Below are 15560 nucleotides of genomic sequence, written 5' to 3'. Positions count from 1 at the left end.
ATGAATCCGGTGGCGAGAATGCGCTTCATTGAACTTCCCCTTCGATCGGCGGGTGCGTATTCACCCTTCATCCAGTCCTTCCGCCACCAGGGCGGTTTCGGATGCACCCGAGGCGATTCTCTTCGCCGGAACGACTCGCCGAGGTCCCGCCACCCGGCCGGCACCTCGTGGCCCGGCCTCGGCGTACGCTTCTCGGACGAGCTGACGGATGCCGCGGCATCCGTCCCACCCACGGAGGACCGATGACCGAGACCGCCGCACCCGAACGCGACACCGCCGCACCAGTGCCCGCGGGTGACACGACGCGCGACCAGCTCGACGCGATCGCCGCCGCCGCACGCCGCGCGTTCGCGGTGACGGTGGCCTCGACGGCGGCCGAACGTGCCGCGTGGATCCGCGCCGCCGCCGACGCCCTCGACGCCGCGCGCGACGAGCTCGTGCCGATCGCCGACGAGGAGACCCGCCTCGGCGCCGTGCGCCTGACCGGCGAGGTCGCGCGCACGACCGCGCAGCTGCGGCTCTTCGCCGATGCGATCCTCGAGGGCTCGTACCTCGAGGCGACGATCGACCACCCCGACCCCACGACCATCCCCCCGCGACCCGACCTGCGACGCATGCTGCGCCCGCTCGGGCCGGTCGCCGTGTTCGGCGCGTCGAACTTCCCGTTCGCGTTCTCCGTCGCGGGCGGCGACACCGCCTCGGCACTGGCCGCCGGCTGCCCGGTCATCGTCAAGGGGCACCCCGCGCACCCGCGGCTGTCGGCGCGCACCGCCGAGATCGTGGCCGGCGCGCTGGTCGCCGCCGGCGCCCCCGAGGGCGTCTTCGCGCACGTCACCGGCCACGAGACCGGCGTCGCGCTCGTGCAGCACCCCGAGGTCCGCGCCGTCGGCTTCACCGGCTCGCTCGGCGGCGGACGTGCCCTCTTCGACCTCGCACAGCAGCGGCCCGACCCCATCCCCTTCTACGGGGAGCTCAGCGCCGTGAACCCCGTGCTCATCACGCCCGCGGCGCTCGAGGCACGCGCCGACGAGCTCGCGGCGGGCCTCGCCGGCTCGTTCACCCTCGGCGCCGGGCAGTTCTGCACGAACCCCGGCGTCGTCCTCGTGCCCGCCGGATCGGACTTCGGCGAACGCGTCGCAGCGGCGCTCGACGCGTCATCCACCGGACCTGCGCCGATGCTCACCGAGGGCATCGCCGGCGCCTTCGCGTCGGGCATCGCCGGCCTCGCCGCTCGCGACGGCGTCGACGTCGTCGCCGGCGACCCGACGGCGCAGCAGCCGGGCACGGGCGAGCCCGTCGTCCTCCGCACCACGACCGCCGCCGTGATCGCCGACCCCGGCACGCTCCTGCACGAGTGCTTCGGGCCGTCGACCCTGCTCATCGAGTACGCGGACCTCGCCGACGCCCTCGCGGCCGTCCGCGCCGTCGGCGGCAGCCTCACCGCGACCGTGCACGCCCAGCCGAGCGACGAGCTCGCCCCGATCGTCGAGGTGCTCTCGGAGGTCGCGGGCCGGGTGCTCTTCGCGGGCTGGCCGACGGGCGTCGCCGTGAGCTGGGCCCAGCAGCACGGCGGGCCGTGGCCGTCGACCACGTCGACCCACACCTCGGTCGGCGTGAGCGCCATGCGCCGCTTCCTGCGGCCGATCGCCTTCCAGGACGCGCCGGATGCCGCGCTGCCGCCCGAGCTCCGCGACGGGAATCCGCTCGGGATCCCCCGTCGGATCGACGGGATGCTCGTGCTGCCGGCCGGTGTGCCGGGGCGCCGGCCGGCCGGCGGCTGAGCCGCTGCGTGGGCGTCGCCACCTACCTCGTCGCTGCGACCCCGCCGCGCCTCGCGGTCGGCGGGATCACGATCGCGATCCCCGTGCTCGCGGTCGAGCAGGGAGTCGGCGTCGCGGTCGGCGGGCTCCTGGCATCCGCCGCGCTCGGCCCGAGCATCGTCGCGGCCCCGATCGCCGGCGCGATGCTCGACCGCAGCCGACGGCCGGGCGTGCTCGTCGCCGGCGCCGGGCTCGTGATCGCGGCCGCGTACGCCTTCGCGGTCTTCCTCGGTCCGGTTCCGCCCTGGGCCGTCGCGATCGCGCTCGTGGCTGCGGGAACCGTGACCCCGTTCGTCTTCGGCGGCCTGTCGAGCTTCGTGACGGAGGGCATCCCCGACGAGCGGCGCGCGTACGCGATCGACGCGCTCGCGTACAACCTCGGGGCGGTCGCCGGCCCGGCCGTCGTCGCCGCGACCGCCGTCCTCGGATCGGCGCGCATCGCCACGGTCGTCATGGCGGCGAGCGCGCTCGCGGGGGCTGTCGGCACGGTGCCGTTGCGGCTGCGTCCGACCTCGGCGTCCCCGCACGACCGGCCATCGTTCCTCGGCACGATCGCCGCCGGGTTCCGGCACATCGCGACCCACCGCCCCCTCGCGGTGATCACGTGGAGCGGCACGCTCAGCCAGTTCGGGTCCGGAGGGCTCGCGATCGCCGCGGTCGCACTGTCGGTCGCCCGCAGCGGCGACGCCGGCGAGGGCGCGATCATCGTCACGTCGTTCGCGATCGGCGGACTGCTCGGCGCGCTGTGGAACTCGCGCCGCCCGCCGCGCCGCTCACCCGAGTGGGTCATGGGCTGGGGCTTCGCCGCGACGGGCATCTGCACGGTCGTCGCCGCGTTCGACCTCGGTCCGGCCTGGGCGATCGCCGCGATCGGCGCCTCGGGCCTCTTCACCGCGCCGAGCGCGGCCGCCATGCTGCTCATCCGCAAGCAGCAGAGCCCGCCCGCGCTGCGCTCCCAGGTGTTCACGGTCGGCGCGGGCCTCCGTGCGGCCGCCGCCGCGGCGGGCGCGGCCGTGGCCGGACTGGCGGCAGGGGTCGGCGCCGAGGCGCTCATCGTCGCCATCGGCGCCGTCTGGATCGCGTCGGGCGCGATGCTCCTCGCCTATCCGAGGGGCGCCCCCGCCATCGACGGCAGCTGATCCGCCGCCTCTACCGCGGAACGTTGGTGAAGATCACGTCCTCGTACTCGAACGACGGCGCCGTCTGCATCGTGAGCGAACCGGGGTCGGCGACCGACCACGCCTCGTTCCAGGTGATGGACTCGCCGGGCAGGATCGCCGTGGTCGGCGGGATGCCGACCTGCCCGCCCTCTGCACCGACGTCGAAGATCCGCGACGCCTCCGTGCCGCCGGACGAGAGCTGGGAGAACACGACCGGTTGCACGTTCTCACCGGAGTCGTTCTGGATCGTGAGCGTGAAGACGAGGTTGACAGCCTGGTCGTCGCCCGCCGAGATGTCGGACGGAGTGAACGGCTCGGGCCCGGAGACCGTCATCGAGACGCCGTTGCTCCACACCATGGTCTCCCCGAACGCGAGCACCTGACCCTCGCCGGTCTCCTCGCCGGGTTCCTCGCTCGCGGGTCCGGTCGGCTCCCCGAACTCCTCCTCGAGCTGACGGTCGATCTCGTCCTGGATCACGCCCGAGTCGACGATCTGCCCGAACACGCCGAGCGCGACGACCGCGAACACGATCGTCCCGATGATCCCGCCGACGACCGAGAGGATCAGGCCCGTGATGGCGGGCCACTTCCGCCCCTTGAGGAACAGGGCGATGATGGCGAGCACGAACGCGATCGGCAGCAGGACGAGCCCGACGACCTGCACGAACGGGATGCACGCGAAGACGAACCCGATCGCCGCGACCACGAGTGCGACGATGCCGAGAACGTTCGTGCCGCCCGGCTCTGGCGGAGTCCCGGGTGCGCCCGGGGCGCCTCCGTAGGCCGCGTATGCCGAGGAGCCGGCGGGCGGTGCGCCACCGGCTCCGCCGGGTCCGCTCGTCGGCAGTCCCGCGAACGGCGTCGTGTCCGCATACGGCGACGAGCCCGGCGACGCGTCTGCGCCGAGTGCCGCGCTGTCGTACGGCCGTGTCGCATCCTGCGCACCGGGCAGCGGTGCCGTGTGCTCGGTCCACTGCGTCCCGTCCCAGTACCGCTGCTGCCCGCGCCCGTCGTCGTACCAGCCCGGAGGCGCGCTCGTCGGATCGCTCATGGTCGCGATGATCGCAGCACCCCGAGGCATCCGCTCGGGTACTAAGCCCCACGAACCGACTCGTGGGCCGAGGGGCGAGCGGATGCCGCGGGCGGCTCAGACGCCCAGCTCGAGGTCGGCGATGCGCACCGGCTCGCGGACTCGAGCGACCGGTTCCCGGCGATGCCGACGACTCCGCGCGGACGCCGTCGGATCACCCTGCGGGAAAGCGTTAGCCCACCGCGGTAGCATTGCGTCATCCGGGCGCCCCGAAGCCGCGGCATCCGTCGTTCTCGGCGATACCATGGGGCGCCTGCCAGAGCCTCGCGAGAGTGCCTCACGGATACGGAGGACGCATGACCGACGACGCCGTCGAGACCAGGCGCACCGCCCCCGCGACGCTGCACGACGTCGCCCGCGAGGCCGGCGTGTCCCTGGCCACCGCATCCCGATCGCTGAACGGCAGCACCCGCAAGGTCAACGAGGCCTACCGGCAGCGCGTACTCGCGGCAGCCGCCAAGCTCGACTACTCCCCCAACCTCTCCGCCCAGGCCGTCGCCCGGGGCACCACGACGACCGTCGCGCTCCTCGTCGCCGACATCGCCGACCCCTACTTCTCGCAGATGGCGGCCGGCGTCGTCCGCGAGGCCGACCGTGAACGGCTCATCGTCACCATGGCCGCCACCGAGCGCGACACCGAACGCGAGCTCGACCTCGTCCGCACGCTCCGCGGCCAGCGGCCCCGCGTCATGATCCTCGCCGCGTCGCGCCGCGAAGACGACCCGAACAACGACGCCCTCGAGGCCGAGCTGCGCGCGTTCGAGTCCAACGGCGGGCGCGTCGCGTTCGTCAGCAGCGCCACCGGAGCGTTCCGCGCCGTGCAGCTCGACAACCGCGCCGGAGCAGAGGCCCTCGCGCGCGAGCTCATCGACCTCGGCTACCGACGCTTCGCCGCGGTCACCGGTGCCGCGGGCATCCGCACCGCCGACGAGCGCCTCGCCGGCTTCCGCGCCGGACTCGAGGCCGGCGGCGGCACGCTCGATCGCATCGTCCGCCCCTCGTTCACGCGCGACGGCGGATACGAGGGGATGACGCAGCTCATCGAGGAGGGCCTCGACGGCATCGAGCTCGTCTTCGCCGGGAACGACGTCATGGCCGTCGGCGCGATGTCGGCCATCCGCGATGCCGGCCTGACCCCCGGCACGGATGTCGCGGTCGCCGGCTTCGACGACATCCCCACCGTGCGCGACGTCACGCCGCCCCTCACGACCGTCCGGATCCCGCTCGAGGAGGTCGGCCGCCGCGCCCTCCGGCTCGCGCTCGACGAGGACGGCGCCGTCGACGACGCCCCGGTGCACACCGAGGTCGTGCTGCGCGACTCGACGCCGCGCCGCGGCTGACCGCGCCCTCGAGGTGCTCGCACGCGGCTCCCGGGCCCGCGTACGCAGGATGAGCCGCCCGACGCCCCCGTATTCGGCAGCCCGAGCCCCGTCATCCTGCGGACTCGACGCCGGCCCGCGTCATCCGCCGAGCCGAGCCGAGCGGCCACGGCCTCGAACGCAGGATGAGCCGCCCGACGCCTCCGCAACCGGCGTCCTCATCCGCGTCATCCTGCGAACTCCGCCCAGGCGGCCGTGGGCGGCTTCGACGGGCCGCTCAGGGCGACGGCCCCGACGACTCGTCCGTCGATGGCGTGCTCGATTCGGGCAAGCGCTTGCCCTCGCATTCCCCCATCGTGCCGTCGATCGCGTCGCGGCGCCACGGCACATGACCATTGGGAGCGCTCTCCCCCAAGTGCCACGGGAGTTACGGAAGCGTTACCAACATTTGTTGGGGCTCACGGCAATCAGGAGGAACATGGCCCCTGCCACCGCCGACGATGACGGTGGCACCCGGAGGGGTCGACCTCACCTTGCTAGGGGAGAGACATGAGAACGACATCCTTGGTCTCCGCCGTCGCGGTCGCAGGCGCCTCAGCGCTGCTCCTGGCGGCCTGTTCGAGCGGCGATTCCGGTGGCGGCGGTTCCGACGGCGGCGACGCCGTGGACGCCCGCGCCTGCGTCATCCTGCCCGACGCCGCGTCATCGCCGCGGTGGGAGAACTTCGACCGCAAGTACCTCGAGGAGGGCCTGTCGGAGGCCGGCTTCGAGACCGACATCCAGAACGCGCAGGGCGACACGAGCATGTACGCCACGATCGCGGACCAGCAGCTCAGCAAGGGCTGCGGCGTGATGATCCTCGTCGACTACAACGGCGCGGGCGCGGCGGTCGCCGAGCAGGCGTCTGCCGAGGGCATCCCGGTGATCGCGTACGACCGCTCGATCGAGGGCGCCGACTACTACGTGTCGTTCGACAACGTCGAGGTCGGCCGGCTCGAGGGCCAGTCCATCCTCGACGGCCTCGCGGACGCGGGCAAGGACCCGGCCGAGGCGATCGTCGTCTACATGGGCGGAGACCCGTCGGACAACAACGCCGCCATGTTCAAGGAAGGCGCGGTCGAGGTCATGGAGGCCGCGGGCATCACGCCGGCCGCAGAGCCGCCGGGCGTGTGGGACGGCGACAAGTCGGCGACGAACTTCGAGCAGGCGCTGACCTCGCTCGACGGCAAGGTCGACGCGGTGTGGGTCGCGAACGACACCAACGCCGCAGGCGTGATCACCATCCTCGACAAGAACAACCTCGTCGTGCCGGTGTCCGGTCAGGACGCGTCGATCGCGGGCCTGCAGAACGTGCTGCTCGGCAAGCAGACCGCGACGGTCTACAAGCCGGTCGCGCTCGAGGCCGAGGCCGCGGTCGAGCTCGCGGTGCAGCTGCTGAACGGCGAGACCCCGGCCGAGCCGGACCTGGTGGACCCGTACGGCACGCCGTACATCGCGGTCACCCCGGAGCTGGTCGGCCCCGAGGAGGTCATCAACGTCGTAGACGCCGGCGACGCCGACCCGGCCGAGCTCTGCCAGGGCGAGGTCGAGGCCAAGTGCACCGAGTACGGCATCGAGTGACCACGGGTCGCGCCGGGCACTAGCCCGTCGCACCACCAGAGAGGTCCGGGTCGCGGCACGTCGCCGCGACCCGGACCGATTCCCCTTCCCGACGGAGCGCCGCGCGTGCCACGCTGGGAGCGACGACGACGATGTCGGAAGGAACGCCATGGACGCGCCACTCATCGAACTCAGCGGGATCATGAAGAGCTTCGGCCCGGTCAGCGTGCTGAAGGGGGTCGACCTCAGGGCCTATCCGGGCAAGGTCACCGCGCTGGTCGGCGACAACGGAGCCGGGAAGTCGACCCTGATCAAGGGGCTCGCCGGCGTGCAGCCCTACGACGGCGGCGTCGTCAAGTTCGACGGCAAGCCCGTCGCACTCCATTCGCCGCGCGAGGCCGCGCGCCTGGGCATCGAGGTCGTCTACCAGGACCTCGCGCTCTGCGACAACCTCGACATCGTGCAGAACATGTTCCTCGGCCGGGAGGAGACCGAGTTCGGCACGTTCGACGAGGGTCGGATGGAGAAGGACGCCTCCGACACGCTCCGCTCGCTGTCGGTGCGCACCGTGAAGTCGGTGCGTCAGAAGGTGTCGAGCCTCTCCGGCGGTCAGCGGCAGACGGTGGCCATCGCCCGCGCGGTGCTGAAGAACGCCCGGCTCGTGATCCTCGACGAGCCGACGGCAGCGCTCGGCGTCGCGCAGACCGAGCAGGTGCTGCACTTGGTCAGTCGCCTCGCCGAGCAGGGCGTGGCGGTCATCCTGATCAGCCACAACCTCGCCGACGTGTTCGAGGTCGCCGACCACATCGACGTCCTCTACCTCGGCCAGATGGTCGCGCACCTCGACGCGAGCGAGACCAGTCGCGACGACGTCGTGGGCTACATCACCGGTGCGAAGGTCCAGCAGGAGGCGACGGCATGAGCACGCAGAAGACCCCGTCGACGAGCGGTCCGGCACCGGACACGAGCGTCCACGACGTCGAACTGATCGGCAGCGGCCAGGAGGGCACGATCGGCGATCAGGTGCGGGCGTACATCCAGCGCCTGCAGCACGGCGACATGGGCGCCCTGCCCGCGGTGGCCGGACTGGTCGTGCTCACGATCCTGTTCAGCTTCCTCAGCCCGTTCTTCCTCACGGAACGCAACTTCGCCAATCTCCTGACCCAGGCGGCCACGCTGGTCATGCTCGGGATGGCGCTCGTGTTCGTGCTCCTGCTCGGCGAGATCGACCTGTCGGCGGGCGTGACCAGCGGCATGACGATGGCCCTGTTCATCGTGCTCGTCAACGTGCACGCGGTGCCGTGGGTCCTGGCGCTCATCATCGCGTTCGCGGCCGGCATCCTCACGGGTACGTTCATCGGCTTCTTCGTGGCGAGGGTCGGGATCCCGTCGTTCGTCGTGACACTGGGCCTGTTCCTCGGGTACCAGGGCCTGACGCTGCTGATCATCGGGTCGGGCGGCCTCTACCGGGTGCAGATCCCCGAGATCCGCGACATCCAGAACTCGAACATGCCCGTGTGGGCCGGCTGGGCGATGCTCGGCCTCATCGTGCTGATCTCGGCGGGCACGTCGTTCTGGGACCGCGCCCGCCGAACCCGCGCCGGGGTGCCCAACCGCACCATCTCGCTCGTCTGGATCAAGCTCGGCGTGATCGCGGTGATCGGCGGCGCCGCCATCGCGGTGCTGAGCCGCAATCGCGGCCAGTCGGTCGGCGTCGTCGAGGGCGTGCCCATCGTCGTGCCCATCGTGCTCGTGATCCTCTGGATCGGCACGTTCGTGCTCGACCGCACCCGGTTCGGGCGCTACCTGTACGCGATCGGCGGCAACGCCGAGGCGGCGCGGCGCTCGGGCGTGAAGGTCATGCTCATCCGCTGGACGGCGTTCATCGTCTGCTCCACCCTCGCCGTCGTGTCGGGGCTGTTCTCGATCAGCAAGGTCGGTTCGGTCGATGCCGCGGCCGGTCGCGAGATCGTGCTCTCCGGTGTCGCCGCGGCCGTCGTGGGCGGCGTGAGCCTCTTCGGCGGCCGTGGACGCCTGCTCCACGCCGCGATCGGCGCCCTGGTGATCGCGGTCATCACCAACGGCCTCGGGCTGCTGAACCTCGGAGCCGGCGTCAACCTCATGGTCACCGGCGGCGTCCTCATCCTGGCCGCCACCGTCGACGCCGTATCCCGTGTGCGTTCCGGCGGGAGCCTCATGCGGACCTGACGACGACCTCCGGCGGGCCGGCCTCCTCAGCTCCGGCCGAGCGAGCCTCGGTAGGCTGGATCGGTGTCCTTCGAACCCCGCTCCATCCCGGTCGATCCCGATGCCCAGGCGGCGCTCTCGTCGAAGGGACTCGACTACCGCCTGATCGACCCCGCCGACGTCGCGGCGCTCGACGGCTGGATCGACGCCGACCACCGCGGGTTCCACCACGCCCGTCCGCGCGAGGTCACTCGCGACTACGAGCGACGGGTCATGGGGGAACGCCGGCTGCACGGCGTCTTCGACTCGGGCGTCCCCGACCCGATCGTCCCGGTCGCCACGGTCTCGAGCTGGCCGACCGGGCTCAGCGTGCCCGGTGGGCGGAGCGTCGACGGCTGGGCGGTGAGCTCGGTCACGGTCTCCCCGACGCACCGACGTCGCGGGATCGCTCGGGCGATGATGGAGGCCGAGCTGCGCACCGCGAAGCAGGCCGGAGCGGCCGTGGCGATGCTCACCGTCACCGAGGCGACCATCTACGGCCGCTACGGGTACGCTCCGGCCGCGCGGGCCGCCACCATCGAGATCGATCGGCGACGCGCGCGATGGATCGGGCCGAGCGCACCCGGACGCGTGCACTTCGTCGAGCCGGCGTCGCTGCGGGAGACGGCGGCCGCGATCTCGCGCCGTGGCGTGGCGCGGACCCCGGGTGAGATCGACCGGTGGTCGGGAGTCCTCGACCGGATGCTCGGGCTCGTCGACCCGGAGTCCGACGCCTCGCGGGCCCTGCGCGCCGTCCGGTACGACGACGAGCACGGCCAGCCCCAGGGCTTCGCGGCCTTCCGGGTGACGCGCGAACCGAACGAGCCCGGGTGGGCCGAGTTCGACGTGCTCGCCGCGGCCACCGACGACGCCGAGCGGGCGCTCTGGCGGGTGCTCGTCGAACAGGACTTCGTCACCGGCGTCCGAGGCCGCCTGCGCTCGGTCGACGAGCCGATCGAGTGGCTGCTCGAGGACCCGCGCGCGGTGCGGGTGACCGAGGCGTCGGATCACCTCTGGGTGCGCATCGTCGATGCGGCCGCGGCACTCGGCGCCCGCCGCTACGGCGCCGCGGGCGAGCTCGTGCTCGACATCGACGACCCGCTCGGCTACGCCTCCGGCCGTTACACCCTGCTCGCCTCGGCTGACGGGCGCGCGGTCGTGCACGTCCCCCGCTCGGACGGGCCGGCGGATGGCGCCGGCGCCTCGGGCACGTCCCCCGCGCCGAAGCGAGAGCGCTCCCGCGCCCGCGCCGCGGGCGCCGAGGCCTCGGGTTCCCGCTCGGCGGCCCGCGCAGCGGAGCCGCGATCGCTGAAGCTCGACGTCCGCGACCTCGCCTCGATCTACCTCGGCGGCGTGCGGCCCTCGGTCCTCGCGCGCGCCGGCCGCATCACGGCCTCCTCCAACGGCGCGCTCGAGCTCGCCGACCGCATGTTCGCCTCGACGCGGGCACCGCACCTCAGCATCTGGTTCTGATGCTCAGGCGGCGTCCTGTCGCGGGAAGATCACCTTCTCCACGATGATGATGAGCGACGCGGCGACCGGGATGGCCACGAGCGCACCCAGCACGCCGCCCAGCGTGCCGCCGGCGACCGCCGCGATCACGACGAGCGCGCCCGGCACGGCGACCGCACGGCTCATGATCCGCGGGCTGAGCACGTACGCCTCGAGCTGCATGTAGACGACGTAGTAGATCGCCGCGGCGAGACCCGTGGCGGGCGAGGCGGCGAGGCAGATCAGCGAGATGATGATGGCGCCGGTGAGCGTTCCGACGAGCGGCACGAGCGAGCCGAGGAACGCGAGGAAGGCCAGCAGGATCGGCGCGGGCGCGCCGATGATCGTGAGGAACACGAGGCTCAGCACCGCGTTCACCGAGGCGAGGCTGATCTGTCCGATGACGTAGCGACCGACCGATCCGGTGATCTCCTGCGAGACGTCGAGGAATCCGTTGCGCGACGACGCCGGGACGAAGCGCGACGCGTAGCGCTTCATGGCGGCGAGCGAGGCGAGGAAGTACAGGGTCAGGATCAGCACGATCGTCGCGCCCGTGAATCCCCCGGCGATGCCGGCGCCGACCGCGAGGATGCCGCCCGTGAGGGCCCCGATGTTCGCCGGATCGGCGAACCAGTCGCCGATCCCGGCGATCGAGTCCGAGAGCCAGGTGGTGCTGCCGGTGATCGACCCGATCCAGGCGACGAGGTCGCTGTCCTGGAAGTCCTCGACGATCTGCTCCCAGTTCGTCACGGTCTCGGTGATCTGCGTCACGACGATCGGCACGATCGTCGCGATGAGCCCGATGAAGATGCCGATGACGAACGCGAACACGATGAGGATCGCGACCCACCGCGGCATCCCCCGGCGTTGGAGCCAGCTCACGATGGGGTCGAGCCCGAGCGCCAGGAACAGGGCGAGCGCGATGTACAGGATGACGGTGCTGAGCTGGCCGACGATGCCGCCGACGAACAGGGCCAGCAGTACGCCGATCGCACCGACGAAGCCGATCCGGAAGGCTCTGACGCGCACTTCGGGCGCGCTCGGATCGCGATCCGCCGTCACCTCGGCGTGCACGGGCGGTTCGGGGTTGCGGATGGCTCCGGCCACGCGTCTCCACATGGTTGCGACGCTACGCCCGGGGCCTGCGCGGGCACGGTCGGCACGCCGCGCCCGTGCGCGCCACCGCCTGCGGCATCACCGTGCCGCTGGGAGGGATCGCCACCGCGCTACCCGATGAGTCCGGTGGCTGCTGCGACGCCGACGGCGATCGCGATGCCGACGCCGACCACTCCGAGCACCATGCCGGCGAGGCCGGCGTGCCGCCGCGCGCCGGTGCCGGCGTCCGAGTCCCCGCTCGCCCGCGCCCACACGGGGAGGCGCCCCTTCCGCACCTGCGTCTGGAGGATCATGAGGCGGATGAGGTCGCGCATGGTGCTCGCGACGTCGTGCGCGTTCGGACGGACGGCGGGATCGTCCGCGGTCATCGCGCCGAGGATCGAGCGCCATTCGGCGCTGAGGTCCTCGGGGATGGCGGGCGGTCGGTGCAGCCGTGCGAGCGCGGCCTCGATGGGCGTGCCCGTGTACTCGCGTTCGCCCTTGAGCGACTCGAGGAGCACGAGGCCGAGCGAGTAGATGTCGGTGGCCGCGGTCACCTCCTCGCCGCGCGCCTGCTCGGGCGAGATGTAGGCGGCGGTGCCCATGATGGTGCCGTGGCCGGTGAGCCGCGTCCCGTCGACGAACTGCGCGACGCCGAAGTCGGCGAGTCGGGTCATCAGCGTGTACCCGAAGGTGGGGACCTCGCTGATCAGGATGTTCTCGGGCTTGATGTCGCGGTGGATGACCCCGCGGCCGTGCACGTAGCTGAGGACGTCGGCGACCTGCGCGCCGATGTCGGCCACCTGGCGGGGCTTGAGCGGTCCCTCGGCGATGCGATGCGCGAGCGAGAGCCCGTCGATGAGCTCCATCACGAGGTACCGGCGCTCGATGCCCGCGTGCATGAGGCGTCCGGCATCGTGGACGGGCACGAGTCCGACGTGGGTCAGCCCGCTCAGGAGGTTGATCTCGCGCTCGCGTCGCTGCTGGTCGGCGACCGTCTCCTCCGCCTCGCGGAAGAGCTTGACGGCGACGTGGCGGCCGAGCTCGTTGTCGCGCGCACGGTAGACGTCGGCCATGCCTCCGGAACCGATGTGCTCGAGGAACTCGTACCGCGGCCCGGAGTCGGCGACCGGTGCGGGTTCCTGTGCAGGCGCGTCGTACCCGGGTGCCGGAGCCGGCCGCGGGGTCACCGACGGCACGACGGGCATCGCGCCCGGGTCGGTGCGGACGCTCGGGTCGCCGTAGGGCGCCCGCCCCGGATCGGTGCGGGTCGCGGCGTCGGCACGATGCGTCGGGTCGGTGCGGACGCCGACACCGGGCATGCCGGCAGGCCCTGGGCCGGGCGACGAGGCGGGACCGTCGATGGGGGCAGACCCGTGCATTCGCGGCCTCTTCTCCTCGGCCTCGCGGCCGCTTCATGTGTTGTGGCGATTTTCGCTAGTTTATCTAACTAGCATCTCGCCGGACAACTCCTTCCGAGAAGTATCAGCGAAGGGGGCTCGCGCAACAATTCCGGCCGAAAGGCTTGACAGGCGGAGAAAAGTGGTCGCCTGCGAGGCGTCAGGAGCCGGTGGCCGACCTGGCTGCATCGATCGCGGTCACCTGCGCCGCAGGGGCCTCCTCGCCGGCCGCGTCCTGGACGCTGTCGACCGCATCGCGCATGGAGTCGAGGAAGTCGAGGACGACGACCGCTTCTTCGCTGTCGAGACCCTCTGCGACCTCGATCATCCGCCGGTGCATCTCGCCGAGCGTCGCCCGGACCTCGTCGTCGCTGGCGATCGTGGGCGCGATGACGAGCGCGCGCCGATCCGTCGGATGCGGCCTCCGCTCGACGTGCCCGCTGCGCACCAGGCGATCGATGAGGACGGTCGTCGATGCGGACGAGATCCCGAGGTGGGCGGCCAGGTCCTTGGGGCTCACCGATCGCCCCTCGCCCTCGCGCTTCAGCAGGTAGCGGATGGCGAGCAGGTCGGTCTCGCCCATCTTCATCGCCGACCGCGTGCGACGACGCATCGCCGCCTCGGCCGCGCGATAGTCGCGCAGCGCGTTCAGGACCGCGACCCCTCGTCGGGTGCGATCGGCGGAATACCAGTACCCCGATGATCGCTTGTCAGACATCCAGCTGATACTACAGGATCTTGATACTAGATTCTCTAGCGAACCTCGCGCGTACTGCTCCTGCGCGACGGCATCGACCCGTCAGAACGAGTGCAGGTACACCCACGGCAGGCGATCCATCATCAGCCGATGGCGAGGGCCGTCCGCGTCGGGCCCGTCGTCGGGCACCGCCCGATGCGCGCGGTCGTCGGTGTGGAAATGCTCGTCCTCCTGCCAGTACAGCGTCGTCCGGTCATCGTCGAAGCGCCCGACGTACGCACGCAGTTCGTGCGCGTCGAGCATCGCGATCGCCGTGTCCACGTCCGGCGTGTCCCGGAGCTCGTGCAGCGTGACCCAGGTCGGCGGGAACAGGGTCATCGCGCCGTCGGCGTGGTGCTCGAGGGCCTCGGTCGGCGTCAGCCACTCGGCCTGGACCAGTTCGTCGGTCGCCAGCCTGATCCCGGTCGCGGACGCGGGGGCGCGCGCCGCGAAGAAGCGCGTGCGCATCCGCTTCGGCACCCCCTTCGGCGGGCTCCAGAGCGCGAACTCGACGAGGTCGGCGGCGACGAGCTCCAGGCCGACCTCCTCGAAGGTCTCCCGCACGGCGGCCCGGCGCGCCGCCGCCGCCGAGTCGATCGGATCGCCCGCGGCATCCGCCTCGTCGACCGCGCCGCCCGGGAACACCCACGCTCCGGCGAACGATCCACGGTGGGTCCGTTCACCGAGGAGCACCTCGACCCCGCGCGAGCCCTGCCGCAGGATCACCACCGTGGCAGCCGACCCGACGGTCGGTTCGCCATCGGAATCCACCTCGACGTGCATGCGGATCAGGATACGCAGGATACGCGGGTGGCTACACTTCGGAGATGGTCGAGACCGCCGATGCTCCCCCGCTCCCCGACGGCGTCACCCTCGTCCGCGCGCCGAACCCGGGGCCCATGACGCTCGACGGCACGAACTCCTGGGTCCTCCGCGCCGAGGGCGCGGGCGGCGCGGTCGTCGTCGACCCGGGGCCGGCGGATGCCGCGCACCTCGCGCGCCTCGCCGAGGGCGGCGTGGCCCTGGTGCTCATCACCCACCGCCATCCCGACCACACCGACTCCGTCGACGCATTCGCCGAACTCACCGGCGCCCCCGTGCGGGCGATCGACCCGGCCTGGTGCCGCGGCGCCGACCCCCTCGCCGACGGCGAGGTCATCGACGAGGGCGGATTCCGACTGGAGATCCTGGCCACGCCCGGCCACACCTCCGACTCCATGTGCATCGTCCTCCGCAGCGAGGGCGGCGCACCCCTCGGAGTCCTCACGGGCGACACCGTGCTCGGTCGCGGCACCACGATCATCGCCCATCCCGACGGCGCGCTGGGCCCGTACCTCGACGCACTCGACCGGCTGCTGACGATCGGCATCGCCTCAGGTCCGGTCGTCGTGCTGCCCGGTCACGGTCCGGCGCTCCCCGACCTCGCCGCGATCTGCGACGCCTACCTCGCGCACCGCGCCGAGCGGCTCGACCAGGTGCGCGCCGCACTCGCCCGCCTCGGCGACGCCGCGACCGCCGAGGCCGTCACCGACGCGGTGTACGCCGATGTCGACCCCGCCGTGCGGGGCGCCGCCGAGGCATCCGTCAGGGCGCAGCTCGACTACCTGCGCGGCGCCTGACGCGT

At 72.2% G+C, this 15560-nt stretch carries 13 protein-coding genes; 8 read left to right on the top strand and 5 right to left on the bottom strand.

The annotated features are described in order from the left end of the window. Positions 1 to 242 precede the first annotated feature (242 nt). Complete coding sequence (locus tag ACFVHK_RS15035) at positions 243 to 1781, top strand: aldehyde dehydrogenase (NADP(+)) (protein WP_376929519.1); 1539 nt, start codon at positions 243 to 245, stop codon at positions 1779 to 1781. Between the two features lie 8 nt (positions 1782 to 1789). Continuing rightward, positions 1790 to 2959, top strand: coding sequence for an MFS transporter (locus ACFVHK_RS15030; RefSeq protein ID WP_376929518.1), 1170 nt, complete (start codon positions 1790 to 1792; stop codon positions 2957 to 2959). Between the two features lie 10 nt (positions 2960 to 2969). Here ACFVHK_RS15030 and ACFVHK_RS15025 read toward each other — a convergent pair whose 3' ends face one another. Continuing rightward, on the bottom strand, positions 2970 to 4031 hold the full coding sequence (locus ACFVHK_RS15025) for a DUF2510 domain-containing protein (protein WP_376929517.1): 1062 nt from the start codon (positions 4029 to 4031) through the stop codon (positions 2970 to 2972). Between the two features lie 335 nt (positions 4032 to 4366). Between ACFVHK_RS15025 and ACFVHK_RS15020 the strand changes: the two genes are divergently transcribed. The 5 genes from ACFVHK_RS15020 (at position 4367) to ACFVHK_RS15000 (ending at position 10687) form a co-directional block, all read left to right on the top strand. Then, the gene (locus tag ACFVHK_RS15020) at positions 4367 to 5410 is read left to right on the top strand and encodes a LacI family DNA-binding transcriptional regulator (RefSeq protein ID WP_376929516.1); all 1044 of its coding nucleotides are present in this window, start codon (positions 4367 to 4369) and stop codon (positions 5408 to 5410) included. 528 nt (positions 5411 to 5938) lie between these two features. Next, positions 5939 to 7009 carry a sugar ABC transporter substrate-binding protein gene (locus ACFVHK_RS15015; RefSeq protein WP_376929515.1) on the top strand — a complete coding sequence of 357 codons (1071 nt, stop codon included), beginning with the start codon at positions 5939 to 5941 and terminating at the stop codon, positions 7007 to 7009. A gap of 148 nt (positions 7010 to 7157) precedes the next feature. Beyond that, positions 7158 to 7910, top strand: coding sequence for an ATP-binding cassette domain-containing protein (locus tag ACFVHK_RS15010; protein ID WP_376929514.1), 753 nt, complete (start codon positions 7158 to 7160; stop codon positions 7908 to 7910). After that, positions 7907 to 9196, top strand: a complete 1290-nt coding sequence (locus ACFVHK_RS15005) for a sugar ABC transporter permease (RefSeq protein ID WP_376929513.1) — start codon at positions 7907 to 7909, stop codon at positions 9194 to 9196. The genes ACFVHK_RS15010 and ACFVHK_RS15005 overlap by 4 nt, the downstream gene beginning before the upstream one ends. A gap of 63 nt (positions 9197 to 9259) precedes the next feature. Then, positions 9260 to 10687 (top strand): GNAT family N-acetyltransferase, encoded by a 1428-nt coding sequence (locus ACFVHK_RS15000; RefSeq protein WP_376929512.1) that lies wholly within the window; start codon positions 9260 to 9262, stop codon positions 10685 to 10687. Between the two features lie 3 nt (positions 10688 to 10690). On the opposite strand, the gene ACFVHK_RS14995 is transcribed toward ACFVHK_RS15000, so the two are convergent. From ACFVHK_RS14995 to ACFVHK_RS14980, 4 genes are all read right to left on the bottom strand, one after another. After that, positions 10691 to 11824 (bottom strand): AI-2E family transporter, encoded by a 1134-nt coding sequence (locus tag ACFVHK_RS14995; RefSeq protein WP_376929511.1) that lies wholly within the window; start codon positions 11822 to 11824, stop codon positions 10691 to 10693. 107 nt (positions 11825 to 11931) lie between these two features. Then, the gene (locus ACFVHK_RS14990; RefSeq protein ID WP_376929510.1) at positions 11932 to 13122 is read right to left on the bottom strand and encodes a serine/threonine-protein kinase; all 1191 of its coding nucleotides are present in this window, start codon (positions 13120 to 13122) and stop codon (positions 11932 to 11934) included. 238 nt (positions 13123 to 13360) lie between these two features. Further along, positions 13361 to 13918, bottom strand: a complete 558-nt coding sequence (locus ACFVHK_RS14985) for a MarR family winged helix-turn-helix transcriptional regulator (RefSeq protein WP_376929509.1) — start codon at positions 13916 to 13918, stop codon at positions 13361 to 13363. Between the two features lie 81 nt (positions 13919 to 13999). Next, positions 14000 to 14719: an NUDIX hydrolase gene (locus ACFVHK_RS14980; protein WP_376929508.1), complete on the bottom strand. Its 720-nt coding sequence runs from the start codon at positions 14717 to 14719 to the stop codon at positions 14000 to 14002. Positions 14720 to 14763: 44 nt separating this feature from the next. Between ACFVHK_RS14980 and ACFVHK_RS14975 the strand changes: the two genes are divergently transcribed. Continuing rightward, positions 14764 to 15555 carry an MBL fold metallo-hydrolase gene (locus tag ACFVHK_RS14975; protein ID WP_376929507.1) on the top strand — a complete coding sequence of 264 codons (792 nt, stop codon included), beginning with the start codon at positions 14764 to 14766 and terminating at the stop codon, positions 15553 to 15555. The last annotated feature ends 5 nt before the right edge of the window (positions 15556 to 15560 follow it).

Source organism: Agromyces binzhouensis, from assembly GCF_042672355.1.
GTDB classification, from domain to species: Bacteria; Actinomycetota; Actinomycetes; order Actinomycetales; family Microbacteriaceae; genus Agromyces; species Agromyces binzhouensis.
The sequence above is the reverse complement of the archived record's forward strand: the minus strand, read 5'-3'. Positions and strand labels throughout refer to the sequence as shown.